This is a genomic window from Micrococcus sp. PSi08 (assembly GCF_054960655.1).
Map to the genome: position 1 here is coordinate 34,121 of NZ_JBHNYP010000016.1, position 18,516 is coordinate 52,636.

Sequence of the window (18,516 nt, forward strand, 5' to 3'; positions counted from 1 at the left end):
GTCTCGCTTCCCCCGTGAGGAGGGCCATGTCCCCGATCGAGCTCCGCCCGGTCCGCCCCCGCGCGGACGACGACGCCCCCGAGCACCGGGAGCGTCTCCTGCACCGGATGTGGCGGGTCCTGGAGGGTCGCCGCGCCCTCGACCTGTCGGTCCTGCTCATCAGCGGCTGCACCGCCCTGCTCACCGTGCTGGGGCTCGTGATGGTGCTCTCCTCGTCCTCCGTCGAGGCGATCGGCACCGGCGGCGGCTCGTACGCCCTGTTCCTGCGCCAGAGCGCCTGGGCGGTGGCGGGCGTGGCGGCCCTGCTCGTGTTCTCGCGCCTGCCGGTGCGCGTCTTCAAGGCGCTCGCCTGGCCGGCGTTCGGCGTGGCCGTGATCCTGCTCGCGCTGGTCGCGTTCTCCCCGCTCGGCGTCACCGTGGGCGGCAATCGCAACTGGCTGGGCATCGGCGGGTTCCGGATGCAGCCCTCCGAGGCCGCCAAGCTCGCCCTGGCCCTGTGGGCGGCGGCGGTCCTGGAGCGCAAGCACCGCCTCGTCACCCAGGTGCGGCACGCGCTGATCCCGGTGCTGCCCGGCGGCCTGCTGCTGCTGATCCTGGTGATGGCGGGCAGCGACCTCGGGACCGCGATCATCCTCGCGATCGTGCTGGCCACGGTGCTGTACGTGGCCGGCACCCACTGGGGGGTCTTCCTCACCTTCCTGGCGCTGAGCATGCTGGGCATCCTGGCCCTGACCCTCCTCGCCCCGCACCGCATGGTCCGGGTGCAGGCCTGGATGGGGGACTGCTCCGACGCCACCGACCCCTGCTTCCAGCCGGCGCACGGGATGTACGCCCTGGCCTCGGGCGGCTGGTGGGGCGCGGGCCTCGGCCAGTCCCGCCAGAAGTGGAGCTACATCCCGGAGGCCGAGAACGACTTCATCTTCACCATCCTCGGCGAGGAGCTCGGGCTCGTGGGCACGCTGGTGGTGCTGCTGGCCTACCTCGGCCTGGCGATCGGCATCTACCGCGTCGCCGCCGGGACCACGTCCACGTTCATCCGCCTGTCCACGTGGGGGATCCTGGCCTGGCTGGTGGGCCAGGCGGCCGTCAACATCGCGATGGTCTCCGGGATCATCCCCGTGGTGGGCGTCCCCCTGCCCTTCATCTCCTATGGTGGTTCCGCGCTCACCCTGTCCTTGAGCGCGGTCGGCATCGTGCTGGCCTTCGCCCGTCACGAGCGCCGCCGTGCCGCGCAGCCGGACGCCCGCCCGCAGGCGGACGAGCCGGACACCGACCCCCTCCCCGTGATCCCCACCCCCGCCCTCCAGGAGCCCCGATGACGCAGACCTCTCATCCCTCCGGACCCCTGCGGGTGGTGCTGGCCGGCGGCGGCACCGCCGGCCACATCTCCCCGATGCTCGCGATCGCCCGCGCCCTGGAGGACGACGGCGGCGGCCCCGTCGAGTGCACCATGGTCGGCACCGCCTCCGGCATGGAGACGCGTCTCGTCCCCGAGGCGGGCTACGAGCTCGACCTGATCGACCGGGTCCCGATGCCGCGCCGCCCGTCGATGGACGTCGTCCGCTTCCCGGCCCGCTTGCGCGCCGCGGTCGCCACGGCGGCCCGGATCCTGCGGGACCGGCGCGCCGACGTCGTCGTGGGCGTGGGCGGCTACGTCGCCACGCCCGTGTACCTCGCCGCGTTCCGGGCCGGTGTGCCCGTGGTGGTCCACGAGGCCAACGCCCGCCCCGGCCTGGCCAACCGCATCGGCGCCCTGCGGGCCGCGCACGTCGGCACCGCCCTGCCGGACACCCGCCTCCGCGGCGCCCGCTGGGTGGGCATGCCGATGCGCCCCGAGATCTCCGGCCTGGACCGGGCGGCCGCCCGCCGTGCCGCCCGTGAGGCCCTCGGCCTCGATCCGGACCGGACCACCGTCGTGGTGACCGGCGGCAGCTCGGGTGCGCTGGCCATGAACCGCACCGTGCGCGCCGCGCTGGGCGACCTCCTGGACGCCGGTCTGCAGGTGTTCCACCTGACCGGTCGGGACAAGGCCCTCACCGAGGACGACGGCGGCCTGCTGGTCCGGGACGGCTACGTCCAGCGGGAGTACCTGGCGGGCATGGAGCAGGCCTACGCCGCCGCCGACCTGATCGTCGCCCGCTCGGGCGCCGGCACGGTCTGCGAGGTGTCCGCGGTCGGCCTGCCCGCCGTCTACGTCCCCCTGCCCATCGGCAACGGCGAGCAGGCGCTCAACGCCCGCCCCGTGGTGGAGGCGGAGGGCGCGCTGCTCGTCCGCGACGACGCCTTCGGGCGCGCGTGGGTGCAGCGTCAGCTGATCCCGCTGGCGACCGACCCTGAGCGTCTCGCGCGCATGGGGGAGGCGGCCGCCCGCTTCGGCGTCCGGGACGCGGACGTCACCATGGCCGGCCTCGTGCGCTCGGCCGCCCAGGAAGGAGCCCGGCGATGAGCCGAGACGAGAGCACCCGTCCCGCGGCCGAGGGCCGCTTCGCCGACCTGGGCCGCGTGCACCTGCTGGGGATCGGCGGCGTCGGCGTGTCGGGGGTCGCCCGCATCCTCCAGGAGCAGGGCGTCGCGGTGTCCGGCTCCGACGCGAAGGACCTGCCCGTGATGCGCGAGCTCGCCGCGGGCGGTGCCCGGATCACGGTCGGCTACGATGCCGCGCATCTCGGCCGGGACGTCACCACGGTGATCGCCTCCTCGATCGCCGGGCCGGGCAACCCGGAGCACGACGCCGCCGTGGCGCGCGGACTGCGCGTGCTGCACCGTTCCGAGGGCCTCGCCCTGGCCATGCGCGGCCACCGGGTGCTGGCCGTCGCCGGCACGCACGGGAAGACCACCACGTCCTCCATGGCCGCCATGGCCTTCTCCGACGCCGGCTGGGACCCCACGTTCGCGGTCGGCGCCGCCGTCGCCGGGCTCGGCACCAACGCCCGGGCGGGCCGGGGCGAGTGGTTCATCGCGGAGGCCGACGAGTCCGACGGCACCCTGGTGAACTACCCGAGCACGATCGGGATCGTCACGACCGTGGAGGCCGACCACCTGGACCACTACGGGACCGAGGAGGCGGTGCACCAGGTCTTCCGGGACTTCGCGGGCGGGCTGCCGGCCGCCGCCCAGGGCGGGGTCCTCGTGGCCTGCCTCGACGACGCCGGCGCGGCGGACCTGGCCGCCTGGGCACGGGAGCACGCGGCCGCCGACGTCGTGACCTACGGCACGGCGCCCCGCGACGGCGTGGTGCCGGACCTGCTGGTCACCGACCTCGCGGTGGAGCCGGGCGAGACCGGAGTGGGCCAGCGCGCCACGTTCCGGATGGCGGACGGGCCGGAGCGCACCCTGCACCTGCAGGTGCCCGGCCGGCACAACGCGCTGAACGCCGCCGCCGTGGTCCTGGCCGCCGTCCGGGCGGGCATGGCCTTCGAGGCCGCCGTGCGGGGCGTCGAGGCCTTCCGGGGCACGGCCCGCCGATTCGAGTTCCGTGGCGCCGCGCGCGGCGTGCGGGTCTTCGACGACTACGCGCACCATCCCACGGAGGTGGCCGCCGCGGTCTCCGCCGGCCGTGCCGTGGCCGGTGACGCCCGCGTGCACGTCCTGTTCCAGCCCCACCTGTTCTCCCGCACCCGGGACTTCGCCGCCGAGTTCGCCGCCGCCCTCTCCGGGGCGGACGTGGTGCGCGTGCTGCCCGTGTACGCGGCCCGGGAGGAGCCGATGCCCGGCGTCGACTCGTCCCTCATCGCCTCCCGCCTCACCACGGGTGCCGCCGAGGACCGTGTCGTCGCCGAGGACCGCGCCGAGGCGGTGCGCTCGCTCGCGGCGGGCGCCACGGCCGGCGACGTCGTCCTGACGATGGGCGCGGGGGACGTCACCGCCCTGGGTCCGGACCTGCTGGCCGAGCTCGGCCGGGACGCGGCGCCCGGCGTCGCCCACCCGTGAGGCGCGGCCGCGGGACGCCGCCGCCGGCCGGAACCGACGCCTCCACCGTCGTCCAGTTCCCGGGCCGCACCGCGCGCCGGCGCCGCGCCACCCGCTGGGGTGTGGCGGCCGCGGTGCTCACGGTGCTGGGCGCCCTGGGCTGGGTCGTGTTCTTCTCGCCCGTGCTCGCGGTGGACCGCGTCGAGGTCACCGGCACCCGCCATGTCTCCGCCACCGCCGTCCAGGAGCGCCTGGAGCCCGTGTACGGCGTGCCGCTGTCCCGCGTCGGGGCCGGCCGTGTGGGCGAGCTGGTCGGCGGTCTGCCCGGGGTGGCCGAGGTCCATACCGTGCCCCGCCTGCCCACCGGCCTGGAGGTCGTGGTCCGGGAGCACGAGGCGCGGGCCCGGCGGGACGGTGACGACGGCGCGCAGCTGCTGCTCGCGGACGGCACCGTCCTGACGAGAGTGCCGGAGGAGCGGCTCGAGGGCGAGGACCTCCCCGCGTTCTCGGAGGAGCTGGCGCAGCGGGCACAGGAGGAGCGCGCCGAGGTGGCCGAGGTGCTGGCCGCCCTGCCGGAGCCTGTGGCCGATCGTGTCGAGACCGCCGACTCCCGGGGCCCGGGCCAGGTCCGTCTGGCGCTCGAGGGCGGGGTGACCCTGGTCTGGGGCGACGCGCAGGACGCCGGCCTCAAGGGGTCCGTGGCCGAGGCGTTCCTGGCGGACGAGCGGCACGGGTCCGCGGCGGGCGGCGTCGCCGAGATCGACGTCTCCGTTCCCACGCGGCCGATCACGCGCTGAACCGGGGCCACAGGAGTCTCCAGTAGAACGTGAAGGTGAAGGTCGGGGCGCCTGGTCTCGTGCGAGTCGGGGTGTCCTCACCGCGGAGGCTCGTCCTTCGAGTCTCACGTGAAAGTTGATGTTGAGGGCGTCTTTTCCGCGTGGACACGCCGTTTTCTTTTGCGCGTGACGCGGGCCTCCCAGTACGGTGGATCCGAACGCGCGCGAGGCTCGCTTCACGCTGTGCTTGAAGGTGTCCACCCCGGGTGGCCGCCGATCACCGGGGCGATGTGCCTCGCGCTGACCTCTCGAGATCTCGAACAAAGGGAACCAACACCGTGGCTGCACCCCAGAACTACCTGGCCGTCATCAAGGTCGTCGGCATCGGCGGCGGCGGCGTGAACGCCGTGAACCGCATGATCGAGGTGGGGCTTCGCGGCGTGGAGTTCATCGCCATCAACACGGACGCCCAGGCGCTGCTGATGTCGGACGCGGACGTGAAGCTGGACGTGGGCCGCGAGCTCACCCGTGGACTCGGCGCGGGCGCGAACCCCGAGGTCGGCCGCCAGGCCGCCGAGGACCACGCGGAGGAGATCGAGGAGGTCCTGCGGGGCGCGGACATGGTGTTCGTGACCGCGGGCGAGGGCGGCGGCACCGGCACCGGCGGAGCGCCCGTCGTGGCCCGCATCGCGCGCTCGCTCGGCGCCCTGACCATCGGCGTCGTGACCCGTCCGTTCACGTTCGAGGGCCGCCGTCGCGCCGGCTCCGCCGAGGCGGGCATCGACGCCCTGCGGGACGAGGTCGACACCCTCATCGTGATCCCGAACGACCGCCTGCTGTCCATCTCGGACCGCAACGTCTCGGTCATGGACGCCTTCCGTCAGGCGGACCAGGTGCTCCTCTCCGGCGTCCAGGGCATCACCGACCTGATCACCACCCCGGGCCTGATCAACCTCGACTTCGCGGACGTGAAGTCCGTGATGCAGGGCGCGGGCTCCGCGCTCATGGGCATCGGCCACGCGCAGGGCGAGGACCGCGCCGTCAAGGCGGCCGAGCTGGCGATCGCCTCGCCGCTGCTCGAGGCCTCCATCGACGGCGCGTACGGCGTGCTGCTCTCCATCCAGGGCGGCTCCGACCTCGGCCTCTTCGAGATCAACGAGGCCGCGCGACTGGTCCAGGAGGTCGCCCACCCGGAGGCCAACATCATCTTCGGCGCGGTCATCGACGACGCCCTCGGCGACGAGGTGCGCGTGACCGTGATCGCCGCGGGCTTCGACAAGGTGGACGTCACCTCCGCCCCGGCCGCCCCGCAGGCCGCGCAGCAGCAGCAGGCGGCCCCGCAGCGGGCCGCGGCCCCCGCGCAGCCGCAGCCCGTCCCCGCCCAGCCGCAGCCGGCCGCCCCGGCCCCGCCGCAGCAGGCCGAGCGCCCCGCCGTGCGCGGCACCGTGCCGCTGGCCCCGCAGGAGCAGCAGCCGCGCCGCCAGCAGGACCTGCCCACCGTGGTGGAGCCGGACCTCGGCGCCGGGTCCTCGGACCTGGACGTCCCGGACTTCCTCAAGTGACGGCCGCGGAGGGGCCGGCCGGGACCACACGGGTCCCCGCCGGCCCCTTCGTGCACCGCGAGACCGTCCGCACCGCGACGGGCGCCGTGCACGTCGCCTGGACCTCCGTGGCCGCCGGCAACCTCGCGCTGCACGTGGTCCCGCCGGACGAGGCCGAGGGGCTCGCTCGCGTCAGCGCCGCCCGTCGCGCCCTGGAGCGCGTGATGGGGGTCCCCGAGGGCGCCACGCTCTATCTGGACCAGGTGCACTCGGCCGACGTCGTGTGGGCGGACGGGCCCGGGCGCGGCGGTGCCCCGGCCCCCGTGGCCGACGCCGCCGTGAGCCGCGACGGGTCCCGGCCGCTGGCCGTCATGGTGGCCGACTGCCTCCCCGTGGTCCTCGTCGACGAGACGACCGGCGCGACCGCCGTGGCCCACGCCGGGCGACGCGGGCTGCTGGAGGGCGTCCTGGAGGCGACCGTCGATCGGCTGCTCTCCCTGCGTCCGGAGGCCGACCGAGCCGGTCCCGGCCTGCGCGCCTGGATCGGCCCCGGCGTGTGCGGCCGCTGCTACGAGGTGCCCGCGGCCATGCGCGACGACGCCGCCGCCCGCCTCCCGGCGACCGCCGCCACCACGTCCTGGGGCACCCCCGCCCTCGACCTGCCCGCCGGCGCCGCGGAGGTCCTCCGTGCCCGCGGGGTGGCCGCCGCGACGATCGACGTGTGCACGCGGGAGGACGAGCGCCTGTTCTCGCACCGTCGGGCGCCCGGTGAGGGCCGGTTCGCCGGCCTCGTCTGGCGCGCCGACCCCGACGCCACCACCCCGAGAGGAGACGCATGACCGCCCCCGCCACCGCCGGGCCGACCCCGACGGACCCCCGCGCCCGGGAGATCGCCGACGCGCTCGCCGCGGTGCACTCCCGCATCGCCGACGCCGCGCGGGACGCCGGGCGCGAGGCGGAGCCCGCGCTCGTCGTCGTGACCAAGACCCACCCCGCCGAGGACGTCGTGCGCCTCGCCGCGCTCGGCGTGACCGACGTGGGGGAGAACCGCGACCAGGAGGCCCGGCCCAAGGCCGAGGCCGTCGCCGCGGCCCTGGGGGCGGACGCCCCGCGCTGGCACTTCGTGGGCCAGCTGCAGACCAACAAGGCCAAGTACGTGGTGCGCTACGCGTCCGTGGTGGAGTCGGTGGACCGACCCGAACTGGCCGAGGCGCTCTCGCGGGCGCTCGTGCTGCGGCGCGAGCGCGAGCCCGAGGCCGCGATCCCCGACCTGGAGTGCCTCGTGCAGGTGGACGTCGACGACCGCGCCGACGAGGACCGTCCCGAGGGGATCGGTCCGCGCGGCGGCGCCCGCCCCGAGGACGTCGCCGCCCTCGCGGCCGTCGTCGCCGGCCTGCCGGGCCTGCGGCTGGGCGGGCTGATGTGCGTGGCACCGCGCGGCCTGGACCCGGAGGAGGCGTTCCGCCGGCTCGCCGCTCTCGGCGCGCGCGTGCGGCAGACGCATCCGGAGGCCACCGCGCTGTCCATGGGGATGAGCGCGGACCTCGAGGCGGCCGTGCGCGCCGGGGCGACACAGGTGCGCATCGGCTCCGACGTTCTGGGGGCCCGGGACGCGGTGGGCTAACGTTGACCCCGCGCGTCCCGGCGGGACGCGACAGGACCGTGCGGACGCATGCGCACCGACGACGAACGACGGCGGCCCCCGGGGCCGGAGGACGTGGTGAAGGAAGACTCATGGCTGGTGCCCTGAAGAAGACGATGATCTACCTCGGCCTGGCCGACGGCGACGAGTACGACGAGCAGCCCCGTGCCACCGAGCGGGAGACCGCGCCCCGACACGAGGTCGTCGAGGCGCGCCGCCCCGCGGAGCCGGACACCGACCCCCACATGGAGGACGTCCGCCCGACTGCGGTCCGCGATCCCGAGCCGGCCGAGCGGCCGGAGCCCGTGACCCCGTCCGGCTCCACCGCGGCCGATCCCGTCGAACCCCGGCGTCCGGCGCGTCCCGAGCCGGCCGACCCGGGCTACCGGGCCCCGGTGACCCCCATCAAGCGAGCCGCAGCGTCGTCTGCCGAAGGAGCCTCCGTGCACACCCTGTCCACCGTCCACCCCCGCTCCTACAACGACGCGAAGGCGATCGGCGAGGCCTTCCGCTCCGGCGTCCCCGTGATCATGAACGTGACCGACCTCGGTGAGAACGAGGCCAAGCGCCTCGTGGACTTCGCGGCCGGCCTCGTCTTCGGCCTGCACGGCTCGATCTCCCGCATCACCAGCAAGGTGTTCCTGCTGACCCCGGCCACCGTGGACGTCGTCGGCGCCGAGCAGGGCGAGTCCGGCGCGGCCGACTCCCCGTTCGACGGCGACTGAGGCGCCCATGCAGCTGCTCCTCGCCCTCGCCTACATCGCCCTGACGGTGGTGCTCGCGGCGCTGACCGTGCGGATCGTCCTGGACGTCACGCAGTCGTTCGCCCGCCACTGGCGCCCCACCGGGGCGGCCCTCGTGCTGGCCAGCGGCGTGTACGGGGCCACCGACCCGTTGCTGCGCCCCGTGCGTCGTGCCGTGCCGCCGGTGAACCTGGGCGGCATCGGCCTGGACGTGGCCTTCCTCATCGTGTTCCTCGGCGTCGTCCTGCTGCGGGTCCTGGTGCTGAGCCTGGCCGGCGTGGCCTGACCCGCGGCCCGGGGCGGCTGTCGGCCCCGGTGGTAGTCTTCGCGGCAGGATCGGCGCCGCCCCTCACCGGCGCGCCGACCGCCGACGCGCCGGGCCGCCCGGCCGTCCCCGAGCACCGAGCAGAGAGCGAGACGGTTCCATGGCGCTGTCCTGGGAAGACGTGGTCAACAAGCAGTTCCAGCCCACGAAGTTCCGCGAGGGCTACGACCAGACCGAGGTGGATGACTTCCTCGACGAGATCGTGGCGGAGTTCAAGCGCCTGATCGCCCTCAACGAGCAGCTCGAGTCCGAGAACGCGGAGCTGCGCGCCGGCGGCGCCGCCCCGGCCGCCGGCCCCGCTGCGGACACCCCGGAGGCCGCCGCGACCCCGGCCTCCGCCGAGGAGTCGGCCCCGGCCGCCGCCCCCGAGTCCGCCGACGCGGCCGCGACCTCCGCCGCCGGCGTCCTGGCCATGGCCCAGCGGCTGCATGACGAGCACGTCGCCGCGGGCGAGCAGCGCAGCACCGAGCTCGTCGCCGAGGCCGAGGCCACCGCGGCCCGGCTCGTCAGCGACGCCGAGGAGCAGAAGGCCCGCACCCTCGAAGCCCTGGCCGAGGAGAAGGCCGGCCTGGAGGGCGAGGTCGAACAGCTGCGCAGCTTCGAGACCGACTACCGCAGCCGCCTCACCTCCTACATCGAGGGCCAGCTGCGCGAGATCCGCGCCCAGAAGCGCGTCGAGCCCCCCACGCCCACGGCGTGAGCCGAGCCGTCGACGCCGCGCCGGCCCCGCGATCCCCTCGCGCGGGCCGGCGAGCCGTGCTCACCGCCCTCATCGTGGCGGTGCTGGCCTACGCCCTCGACCAGCTGACCAAGTACGCGGTCGAGAGCACGATGCAGCTGGGGGACTCCGTCGCGGTGATCCCCGGGGTGCTGCGCTGGCACTACATCCTGAACCCGGGCGCGGCCTTCTCCATCGGCGAGGACCACACCTGGGTGTTCACCATCATCCAAGCCGTGGTGGCGGTCGCCGCCCTCGTCGGGATCGCCCGCGTGCGCTCGACGCCGTGGGCCCTGGCGCTGGGCGGGCTCGCCGGCGGCGTGCTCGGCAACCTCACGGACCGGCTGTTCCGGCCCCCGGCGTTCGGGCGCGGCCACGTGGTCGACATGATCTCCGTGCCGCACTTCGCGATCTTCAACGTGGCGGACTCGTTCATCGTCTGCTCCGTCATCGGCGTCGCCCTGCTCGTGATGACCGGCCGCCGCCTGGACGGCACACGGGAGGCGTGAGGACATGGGCATGAGACCGGGACTGACCGAGCGGCTCGAGGTCACCGAGGCCGAGGCGGGCCGGAGGGTCGACGCGGTGCTCGCCGACGCGTTCGGCGTCTCCCGCTCGCTGCTGGCGGACTGGTTCTCCCGGGGCCTGGTGCGGGCCGAGTCGCGCTCCGGCCGCCGGGACCGTGTCCTGGCCAAGTCCGCGAAGGCCGTGGCGGGGGAGACCCTCGCCGTCGACGTCCCCGACGACCCCGACCCCCTGGAAGTGAGGGCAGAGCGCGTGGACGCGCTGAGCATCCTGTACGAGGACGAGGACCTGGTGGCCGTGGACAAGCCCACCGGCGTGGCCGCGCACCCCTCGCCGGGCTGGGTCGGGCCCACCGTGGTGGGCGCCCTGGCCGCCCTCGGCTACGACATCACCACCTCGGGCGCCCCTGAGCGCCAGGGGATCGTGCACCGGCTCGACGTCGGCACCACCGGGGTCATGGTCGTGGCCAAGACCGAGCGCGCCTACACGGCCATGAAGGACCAGTTCCGCGAGCGCGTGCCGGAGAAGGTCTACCACGCCGTGGTCCAGGGCATCCCGGACCCGCTGAGCGGCACCGTGGACGCGCCCATCGGGCGGCATCCCGGCCACCACTGGAAGTTCGCGGTGCTCGAGGACGGCCGGCCGTCCGTGACCCACTACGAGACGCTCGAGGTGTTCGGCCGGGCCACCCTGCTCGAGGTCCACCTGGAGACCGGGCGCACCCACCAGATCCGCGTGCACACCTCGGCGCTGCGCCACCCGTGCGTCGGCGACCTCACGTACGGGGCGGATCCGCGCCTGGCGGCCGAGCTCGGGCTGACCCGCCAGTGGCTGCACGCCCACCGCCTGGCGTTCCCGCACCCGGTCACGGGGGAGCCGGTGACGATCACCTCCCCGTATCCGGACGACCTCGCCCACGCCCTGGCGGCGCTGCGCGGCGACGAGGACTGAGCCTGCACCGTCGATGTGACCCCCGTCCCGGTCCGGCCCCGCCGCCCGGGCACCACGAGTAGGCTGGTGCGGCCCTGCCGTCCTCCCCGTCGAAAGGCCCACCCCGCATGACCGTGTCCGCCGACGCCCGCCCCGACGCCGTGAAGGACGGCGGCTTCGTCCACCTGCACACGCACACCGAGTACTCCATGCTCGACGGCGCCGCGAAGCTGGACGACCTGTTCGCCGAGGCCCAGCGGCTGGGCATGGACTCGCTGGCCATCACGGACCACGGCTACCTCTTCGGCGCCTACGACTTCTGGTCCAAGGCGAAGGCGGCGGGCGTCAAGCCGATCATCGGGCTCGAGGCCTACGTGGCCCCCGGGCAGCAGCACCGCACGGACAAGGAGAAGACCCGCTGGGGCGAGCCCCACCAGCGGGGGGACGACGTGTCCGGCGGCGGTGCGTACACGCACATGACGCTGCTGAGCGAGACCACCGAGGGGATGCACAACCTGTTCCGGATGGGCTCGATCGCCTCGCTGGACTCGGTGTACGCCAAGTGGCCGCGGCTGGACCGGGAGCTGCTGAGCCAGTACTCGAAGGGCCTGATCGCCACCACGGGCTGCCCCTCCGGCGAGGTGCAGACGCGCCTGCGCCTGGGCCAGTACCGGGAGGCGATGCAGGCGGCCTCGGACTTCCGGGACATCTTCGGCAAGGACAACTACTACTGCGAGATCATGCACCACGGCCTCGACATCGAGCGCCGGGTGATGACGGACCTGCGCCGGCTCGCCAAGGACCTGGGCCTGCCGTTCGTGGCCACGAACGACCTGCACTACACCCACGAGCACGACGCCAAGGCGCACGAGGCGCTGCTGGCCCTGCAGTCGGGCTCGAAGCTCAACGAGCCCAGCTACGACCAGGGCGGCTCCCGCTTCGCGTTCTCCGGCACCGAGTACTACCTGAAGTCCCCGCGGCAGATGCGCGAGCTCTTCGCGGAGCTGCCCGAGGCCTGCGACAACACGCTGCTCATCGCCGAGCGGTGCGAGGTCGAGTTCGACACGAAGGCCAACTACATGCCGGTCTTCCCCACGCCGGAGGGCGAGGACGAGACCAGCTGGCTCATCAAGGAGGTCGCCTCCGGTCTGGCCTACCGCTACCCGGACGGCGTGCCGGACCACGTGCGCAAGCAGGCGGACTACGAGCTGGACGTCATCATCTCGATGGGCTTCCCCGGGTACTTCCTCGTCGTGGCCGACTTCATCAACTGGGCCAAGGAGAACGGCATCCGGGTGGGCCCGGGCCGTGGCTCGGGCGCCGGATCGATGGTGGCGTACGCGCTGCGCATCACGGACCTGGACCCGCTCAAGCACGGGCTGATCTTCGAGCGGTTCCTCAACCCGGACCGCGTGTCCATGCCCGACTTCGACGTCGACTTCGACGACCGCCGTCGCTCCGAGGTGATCGACTACGTCACCCGCAAGTACGGCGACGAGCGCGTCACCATGATCGTCACGTACGGCACCATCAAGACCAAGCAGGCCCTGAAGGACTCGGCCCGCGTGATGGACCAGCCGTTCTCGATGGGCGAGTCCCTCACCAAGGCGCTGCCGCCGGCGGTGATGGCCAAGGACATCCCGCTCAAGGACATCGAGGACCCCGCGGCCCCGCGCTACGGGGAGGCCGCGCCCTTCCGCGAGCTGATCGCCACGGACCCGGTGGCGAAGGAGGTCTTCGAGACCGCCAAGGGTCTCGAGGGTCTGAAGCGGCAGTGGGGCGTGCACGCGGCCGGCGTGATCATGTCCTCGGTGCCGGTGATCGACGTCATCCCGATCATGCGCCGCCTGCAGGACGGCCAGGTCATCACGCAGTTCGACTACCCGATGGCGGAGTCCCTGGGCCTGATCAAGATGGACTTCCTGGGGCTGCGCAACCTCACGATCATCTCGGACGCGCTCGAGAACGTGAAGGCGAACCAGGGCGTGGACCTGGACCTGGAGACCCTCGACGTGGACGACCCGGCGGCCTACGAGCTGCTGGCCCGCGGCGACACCCTCGGCGTGTTCCAGCTCGACGGCGGGCCCATGCGTTCGCTGCTGAAGATGATGCGCCCGGACAACTTCGAGGACATCTCGGCGACCATCGCCCTGTACCGCCCCGGCCCCATGGGCGCGAACTCCCACACCAACTACGCGCTGCGCAAGAACGGGCAGCAGGAGATCACCCCGATCCACCCCGAGCTGGAGGAGCCGCTGCGGGAGATCCTGGACACCACCTACGGCCTGATCGTGTATCAGGAGCAGGTCATGGCGATCGCCCAGAAGGTGGCGGGCTACTCGCTCGGCCAGGCCGACATCCTGCGCCGCGCGATGGGCAAGAAGAAGAAGTCGGAGCTGGACAAGCAGTACGAGGCGTTCCACCAGGGCATGCTGGACCGCGGCTACTCGGAGGCCGCGGTGAAGGCCCTGTGGGACATCCTGCTGCCCTTCTCGGACTACGCGTTCAACAAGGCGCACTCGGCCGCCTACGGCCTGGTCTCCTACTGGACGGCCTACCTCAAGGCGCACTACCCGGCGGAGTACATGGCGGCGCTGCTCACCTCGGTGGGCGACGACAAGGACAAGCTGGCCATGTACCTCAACGAGTGCCGCCACATGGGCATCACGGTGCTGCCCCCGGACGTGAACGAGTCCCACCTGACCTTCACCCCCGTCGGCCGGGACATCCGCTTCGGCATGGGCGCCGTCCGCAACGTGGGCCCCAACGTGGTCAAGGGCATGGTCCAGGGGCGCGAGGACGGGGGTTCGTACACGGGCTTCGGCGACTTCCTGGCGAAGGTGCCGCTCGTGGTGTGCAACAAGCGCACCATCGAGTCCATGATCAAGGCCGGCGCCTTCGACTCCCTCGGCTACGCCCGCCGCGCCCTGCTGGCCGTGCACGAGGAGGCCGTGGACGCCACCGTGGCGCAGAAGCGCAAGGAGGACCACGGCGAGTTCACCTTCGACCTGTTCGCGCTCGGCGGCGGCGACGAGGACGACTCCGACGCCGCGGACGGCGTCGCCGTCCCGGACCTGCCGGAGTGGTCCAAGAAGGAGAAGCTCGCGTTCGAGCGCGAGATGCTGGGCCTGTACGTGTCCGACCATCCGCTGCAGGGCCTCGACGGCGTCCTGGCCCAGCACGCCGACGTCCAGATCAGCCGCGTCCTCGACGACGACGGGCCCGCGGACGGCGCGATCGTCACCATCGCGGGCCTGGTCACCACGCTCGAGCGCCGCATCGCCAAATCCTCGGGCAACGCGTACGCGCGCTGCGAGATCGAGGACCTCGGGGGCTCGATGGACGTCATGTTCTTCGGCCAGGTGTACGCGCCCATCGCGATGATGCTGGCCGAGGACCTCGTCGTCGCCGTCAAGGGCAGGGTCCAGCGCCGCGACGACGGGTCGGTGTCCCTGTCGGCGATGGAGCTGACCATCCCGGAGCTCTCGGACGGCCCCGGCGGCCCCGTGCGGATCACGCTGCCGGCGTTCAAGGCCACGGAGCAGGTCATGGGCCAGCTGGCGGACGTGCTGCGCACCCATGAGGGCTCCTCGGAGGTGCGGCTGTCCCTGGTGGGCCAGCGTGCCACGCAGGAGTTCCAGCTGGGCCCGCAGTTCCGGGTGAGCCCGAACCCGGCGCTGTTCGGTGACCTCAAGATCCTGCTGGGTCCGGCCTGCCTCGGCTGAGCGGACGTAGCATGGGAGTGCCCCGCCCAGGAGGAGAGAGCTGATGCACTGCCCGTTCTGCCGCCATGAGGACTCGCGCGTGGTCGACTCACGCTCCCTCGACGACGGCTCCGCCATCCGTCGGCGTCGGCAGTGTCAGGCCTGCGGGAAGCGGTTCACCACCATGGAGACCACCGCCCTGACCGTCGTCAAGCGCTCCGGGGTGGCGGAGCCGTTCGACCGCTCCAAGGTGATCAACGGCGTCCGGAAGGCGTGCCAGGGGCGGCCGGTGACGAGCGACGACCTGGCCATGCTCGCCCAGGAGGTCGAGGAGACGGTCCGTGCCACGGGCAACGCCGAGGTGGACGCCCACGACGTCGGCCTGGCCATCCTCGATCCGCTGCGCCGTCTCGACCAGGTGGCCTTCCTGCGCTTCGCCTCCGTCTACCGGGACTTCGAGTCCCTCGACGACTTCGAGGAGGCCATCGCGGAGCTCCGGGCCGGTGACGGGGACGACCGCGGCCGTCCCGCCGTGCAGCCGCGGCTGTTCACCCGCTGACCCGGGCCGATGCGACGGCGCCGCCGGGATCGACGGTGCAGTGGTGCGCACGGCCTCCAGGCGCTACAGTGTTCCCCGGGTCGACCTCGGTCGGCCCGGCAAGACTGCCGAGGGCGGTTCCGGAGGGGAAGCCGGAACCGCCCTCGGTGTCTGCGCCCTCAGTTGCCGTCGGCGAGCGAGCCGTGCGCGGCCAGGGCGGCGCCCACGATGCCCGCGTTGTTCTGCAGCTGGGCCGGGACGATCGGGGTGCGCAGGCGCAGCAGCGGCAGGTAGTCGTCCGGCCGCTTGGAGATGCCGCCGCCGACGATGAACAGGTCGGGCGAGAAGATCCGCTCCACGTGGGAGAAGAAGCGCTGCAGTCGCTCGGCGTACTCGGCCCAGCTGAGCTGATCGCGCTCCCGGGCCTTCGCAGAGGCCCGTGACTCGGCCATCACGCCGTCGAGCTCCAGGGAGCCGACCTCGAAGTTCGGGACGAGCATGCCGTCGTGGATCATCGCGCCGCCGATGCCGGTGCCGAGGGTGATCACGTGCACCAGGCCGCGCACGCCCCGCCCGGCCCCGTAGCGGGCCTCCGCGAGGCCGGCCGCGTCGGCGTCGTTGACCACGGTCACGGGGCGGCGCAGGTGCTCCTCGAACGTGCCGCGCAGGTCCGTGCCGATCCACGAGTGGTCGATGTTGTTCGCGGACAGGCACACCCCGTCCTTGACGATCGAGGGGAAGCACACGCCCAGCGGGGCGGAGGGCTTCGGCGCCTTCTCGCGCCCGTCGAGCTCGGCGGTGATGGCCGCCAGGGTCGCCGCCACGGGCTCGGGCATGGCCGGCTGCGGCGTGGGGATGCGGAAGCGTTCCCCGCGCAGGGTGCCCGCCTTCGGCCCCGACCCGAGGCGGACCAGGCCGCCCTTCATGCCGGTCCCCCCGACGTCGATGCCGATCGTCGTGGGGTATTTGGAGGAGCGCTGGGCGGTGCTGGTGTGCGTCGTCACGGCCCCCAGCTTAGTGCCGGGTCACGGCAGCGTGAGAATCTCCGCGCCGTCGTCCGTGACCACGATCGTGTGCTCGAACTGCGCGGTGCGACGGCGGTCGCGGGTCACCACGGTCCAGCCGTCGTCCCACTGGTCCCACTCGATCGTGCCGAGGGTGAGCATCGGCTCGATGGTGAACACCATGCCGGGCACGAGCAGGCGGTCGTGGGCCGGGGCCGCGTCGTAGTGGGGGATCACGAGGCCGGAGTGGAAGTCCACGCCCACGCCGTGGCCGATGAAGTCGCGCACCACGCCGTAGCCGAAGCGCTTGGCGTAGGACTCGATGGCGCGGCCGATCACGTTGACCTGACGGCCGGGCTTCACGGCGCGGATCCCGCGGCGCAGGGCCTCCTCGGTGCGCTCGACGAGCAGACGGGACTCCTCGTCCACGTCGCCGACCAGGTAGGTGCGGTTGTGGTCTCCGTGGACGCCGTCCAGGTACGCGGTGATGTCCAGGTTGACGATGTCCCCGTCCTCCAGGACGGTGCCGTCCGGGATGCCGTGGCAGATGACCTCGTTGATCGAGGTGCAGATGGACCGCGGGAAGCCGCGGTAGCCCAGGCAGGACGGGTAGGCGCCGCGCTCCACGAGGAAGGCGTGCGCGATCCGGTCCAGCTCGTCCGTGGTGACGCCCGGGCGGATGTGGGCGGCGGTGTGCTCCATGGCCTGCGCGGCCAGGCGGCCGGCGGCGCGGATCCGCTCGACGCCGGCGGCGTCGTAGACGTCCGAGGCCTTGCCCTCGTCCGGGGTGGCCTTGCCGACGTACTCGGGGCGCGGGATCGCGGCCGGCACGGGCGGGGCGGGGGACGGGGCCCCGGGCGTCAGCGTGCCGACGGGGGCGAGCGACCCGGGCTCCGGCGCGGTGGGGCCCGCAGGGCGGGGACCGTTGTGGCTGGACGGGGCGACGGGGTTCTGACGCTGGGACATGTCCTCCAGCCTATCGGCCCGGCTACTGTGGCCCCCATGACCGAGACGAGCGAGTTCTGGTACAACGTCAACACGCATCAGGTGGAGGTGGGCGCCCAGTCGGACTGGTCCCAGCTGCTGGGCCCGTTCGGCACCCGTGAGGAGGCCCAGGCCGCGATGGACCGCGTGCGGGCGAACAACGAGACCGCCGACGCCTGGGACGAGCGCGACGACGACTGGGACAGCCGTCCCGTCGACGACGCCTCCTGACCGCGGCGCCGGACGACGCCGGGCCCCCGTCCCTCGGACGGGGGCCCGGTCGTCTCACGGGGCGGGTTCAGCCCTCGAAGCCGTGCTCCGGGGCCGGGAACGCGCCGTCGAGCACGTCCGCGCGATAGGCCCGGACCGCGTCGCCCACGACCTCGTGCAGGCGGGCGTACTGACGGACGAACCGGGGCACCCGTCCCTCGCGCAGGCCGAGCATGTCCTGCCACACGAGCACCTGGCCCGTGGTGCCCGGGCCCGCGCCGATGCCCACGGTGGGCACCCGCAGCGCGGCGTCGACGGCGGCGGCGACGTCCGAGGGGACCATCTCCATCAGGACGGCGAACGCCCCCGCGGCCTCGAGGGCCCGGGCCGACGCCGTCATCCGCTCGGCCGCCCCCGCGCCGCGGCCCTGCACCCGGTAGCCGCCGAGCACGTGCTCGGACTGCGGGGTGAAGCCGATGTGGGCCATGACCGCGACGCCGGCTGCCGTCATCGCGGCCACGTGCTCGGCGAAGCGCTCGTCGCCCTCCACCTTGACGGCGTGCGCGCCGGACTCCTTCACGAGGCGCACGGCCGACTCGACGGCCTGCCGCGGGGAGGCCTCGTACGAGCCGAAGGGCAGGTCCGCGACCACGAGGGCACGCTCGGCACCGCGCACCACGGCCTGGGTGAACAGGATCATCTGGTCCAGGGTGACCGGCAGGGTGGTGGGATGGCCCAGCACGGTGTTGCCCACCGAGTCGCCCACGAGCAGCACCTCGACGCCGGCCTCGTCGAACAGGGCCGCCGTCATCGCGTCGTAGGTGGTGAGCATCGCGAAGCGCCGGCCCTCGTCCTTGGCCCGCTGCAGGTGGACCGTCCGGTACCGGGACGGGGCGGGCGGCCCGTAGGGGGCGGTGTCGTCAGGCTGCCGGGGGGACTGGGGAGCAGACATGGGCCGGAGTCTACG

The 18,516-nt window shown here is 73.5% G+C and carries 18 protein-coding genes; 15 read left to right on the top strand and 3 right to left on the bottom strand.

Translation table 11 applies throughout. The features are described 5' to 3' along the window. Positions 1 to 26 precede the first annotated feature (26 nt). The 14 genes from ftsW (at position 27) to nrdR (ending at position 15,372) form a co-directional block, all read left to right on the top strand. Positions 27 to 1,319, top strand: a complete 1,293-nt coding sequence (gene ftsW / locus ACFI33_RS07125; protein WP_095347345.1) for a putative lipid II flippase FtsW — start codon at positions 27 to 29, stop codon at positions 1,317 to 1,319. Further along, a complete protein-coding gene (gene murG, locus ACFI33_RS07130) occupies positions 1,316 to 2,446 on the top strand; it encodes an undecaprenyldiphospho-muramoylpentapeptide beta-N-acetylglucosaminyltransferase (protein ID WP_095347346.1) in 1,131 nt (376 codons plus the stop codon). The genes ftsW and murG overlap by 4 nt, the downstream gene beginning before the upstream one ends. Next, the gene (gene murC, locus ACFI33_RS07135; protein ID WP_462623907.1) at positions 2,443 to 3,930 is read left to right on the top strand and encodes a UDP-N-acetylmuramate--L-alanine ligase; all 1,488 of its coding nucleotides are present in this window, start codon (positions 2,443 to 2,445) and stop codon (positions 3,928 to 3,930) included. The genes murG and murC overlap by 4 nt, the downstream gene beginning before the upstream one ends. Next, positions 3,927 to 4,706 (top strand): cell division protein FtsQ/DivIB, encoded by a 780-nt coding sequence (locus ACFI33_RS07140; protein WP_230956237.1) that lies wholly within the window; start codon positions 3,927 to 3,929, stop codon positions 4,704 to 4,706. The genes murC and ACFI33_RS07140 overlap by 4 nt, the downstream gene beginning before the upstream one ends. Before the next feature lie 317 nt (positions 4,707 to 5,023). Continuing rightward, a complete protein-coding gene (gene ftsZ, locus ACFI33_RS07145; RefSeq protein WP_049146932.1) occupies positions 5,024 to 6,247 on the top strand; it encodes a cell division protein FtsZ in 1,224 nt (407 codons plus the stop codon). Beyond that, positions 6,244 to 7,065, top strand: a complete 822-nt coding sequence (locus ACFI33_RS07150) for a purine nucleoside phosphorylase YfiH/LACC1 family protein (protein WP_060974345.1) — start codon at positions 6,244 to 6,246, stop codon at positions 7,063 to 7,065. The genes ftsZ and ACFI33_RS07150 overlap by 4 nt, the downstream gene beginning before the upstream one ends. Then, a complete protein-coding gene (locus tag ACFI33_RS07155; RefSeq protein WP_144825524.1) occupies positions 7,062 to 7,850 on the top strand; it encodes a YggS family pyridoxal phosphate-dependent enzyme in 789 nt (262 codons plus the stop codon). The genes ACFI33_RS07150 and ACFI33_RS07155 overlap by 4 nt, the downstream gene beginning before the upstream one ends. 110 nt (positions 7,851 to 7,960) lie before the next feature. Further along, on the top strand, positions 7,961 to 8,593 hold the full coding sequence (locus ACFI33_RS07160) for a cell division protein SepF (protein WP_144825525.1): 633 nt from the start codon (positions 7,961 to 7,963) through the stop codon (positions 8,591 to 8,593). 7 nt (positions 8,594 to 8,600) lie between these two features. After that, positions 8,601 to 8,897, top strand: a complete 297-nt coding sequence (locus ACFI33_RS07165; RefSeq protein ID WP_010078509.1) for a YggT family protein — start codon at positions 8,601 to 8,603, stop codon at positions 8,895 to 8,897. Between the two features lie 139 nt (positions 8,898 to 9,036). Then, entirely contained in the window at positions 9,037 to 9,636 is a 600-nt protein-coding gene (locus ACFI33_RS07170) for a DivIVA domain-containing protein (RefSeq protein ID WP_036314182.1), read from the top strand. A gap of 56 nt (positions 9,637 to 9,692) precedes the next feature. Next, positions 9,693 to 10,163, top strand: a complete 471-nt coding sequence (lspA, locus tag ACFI33_RS07175) for a signal peptidase II (protein ID WP_036314214.1) — start codon at positions 9,693 to 9,695, stop codon at positions 10,161 to 10,163. Positions 10,164 to 10,167: 4 nt separating this feature from the next. Further along, complete coding sequence (locus ACFI33_RS07180; protein ID WP_078025836.1) at positions 10,168 to 11,130, top strand: RluA family pseudouridine synthase; 963 nt, start codon at positions 10,168 to 10,170, stop codon at positions 11,128 to 11,130. 107 nt (positions 11,131 to 11,237) lie between these two features. Continuing rightward, the gene (gene dnaE, locus ACFI33_RS07185; RefSeq protein WP_036383050.1) at positions 11,238 to 14,834 is read left to right on the top strand and encodes a DNA polymerase III subunit alpha; all 3,597 of its coding nucleotides are present in this window, start codon (positions 11,238 to 11,240) and stop codon (positions 14,832 to 14,834) included. Positions 14,835 to 14,877: 43 nt separating this feature from the next. Further along, positions 14,878 to 15,372: a transcriptional regulator NrdR gene (gene nrdR, locus ACFI33_RS07190; protein ID WP_002855838.1), complete on the top strand. Its 495-nt coding sequence runs from the start codon at positions 14,878 to 14,880 to the stop codon at positions 15,370 to 15,372. 158 nt (positions 15,373 to 15,530) lie between these two features. Here nrdR and ppgK read toward each other — a convergent pair whose 3' ends face one another. Then, positions 15,531 to 16,355: a polyphosphate--glucose phosphotransferase gene (gene ppgK, locus ACFI33_RS07195; protein ID WP_036383052.1), complete on the bottom strand. Its 825-nt coding sequence runs from the start codon at positions 16,353 to 16,355 to the stop codon at positions 15,531 to 15,533. A gap of 21 nt (positions 16,356 to 16,376) precedes the next feature. Further along, positions 16,377 to 17,321, bottom strand: coding sequence for a type I methionyl aminopeptidase (map, locus tag ACFI33_RS07200; RefSeq protein ID WP_036383054.1), 945 nt, complete (start codon positions 17,319 to 17,321; stop codon positions 16,377 to 16,379). 36 nt (positions 17,322 to 17,357) lie between these two features. Between map and ACFI33_RS07205 the strand changes: the two genes are divergently transcribed. Next, the gene (locus ACFI33_RS07205) at positions 17,358 to 17,570 is read left to right on the top strand and encodes an SPOR domain-containing protein (RefSeq protein WP_036314191.1); all 213 of its coding nucleotides are present in this window, start codon (positions 17,358 to 17,360) and stop codon (positions 17,568 to 17,570) included. Between the two features lie 67 nt (positions 17,571 to 17,637). Here ACFI33_RS07205 and panB read toward each other — a convergent pair whose 3' ends face one another. Continuing rightward, the gene (panB, locus tag ACFI33_RS07210; protein ID WP_036383056.1) at positions 17,638 to 18,501 is read right to left on the bottom strand and encodes a 3-methyl-2-oxobutanoate hydroxymethyltransferase; all 864 of its coding nucleotides are present in this window, start codon (positions 18,499 to 18,501) and stop codon (positions 17,638 to 17,640) included. Positions 18,502 to 18,516 lie beyond the last annotated feature (15 nt).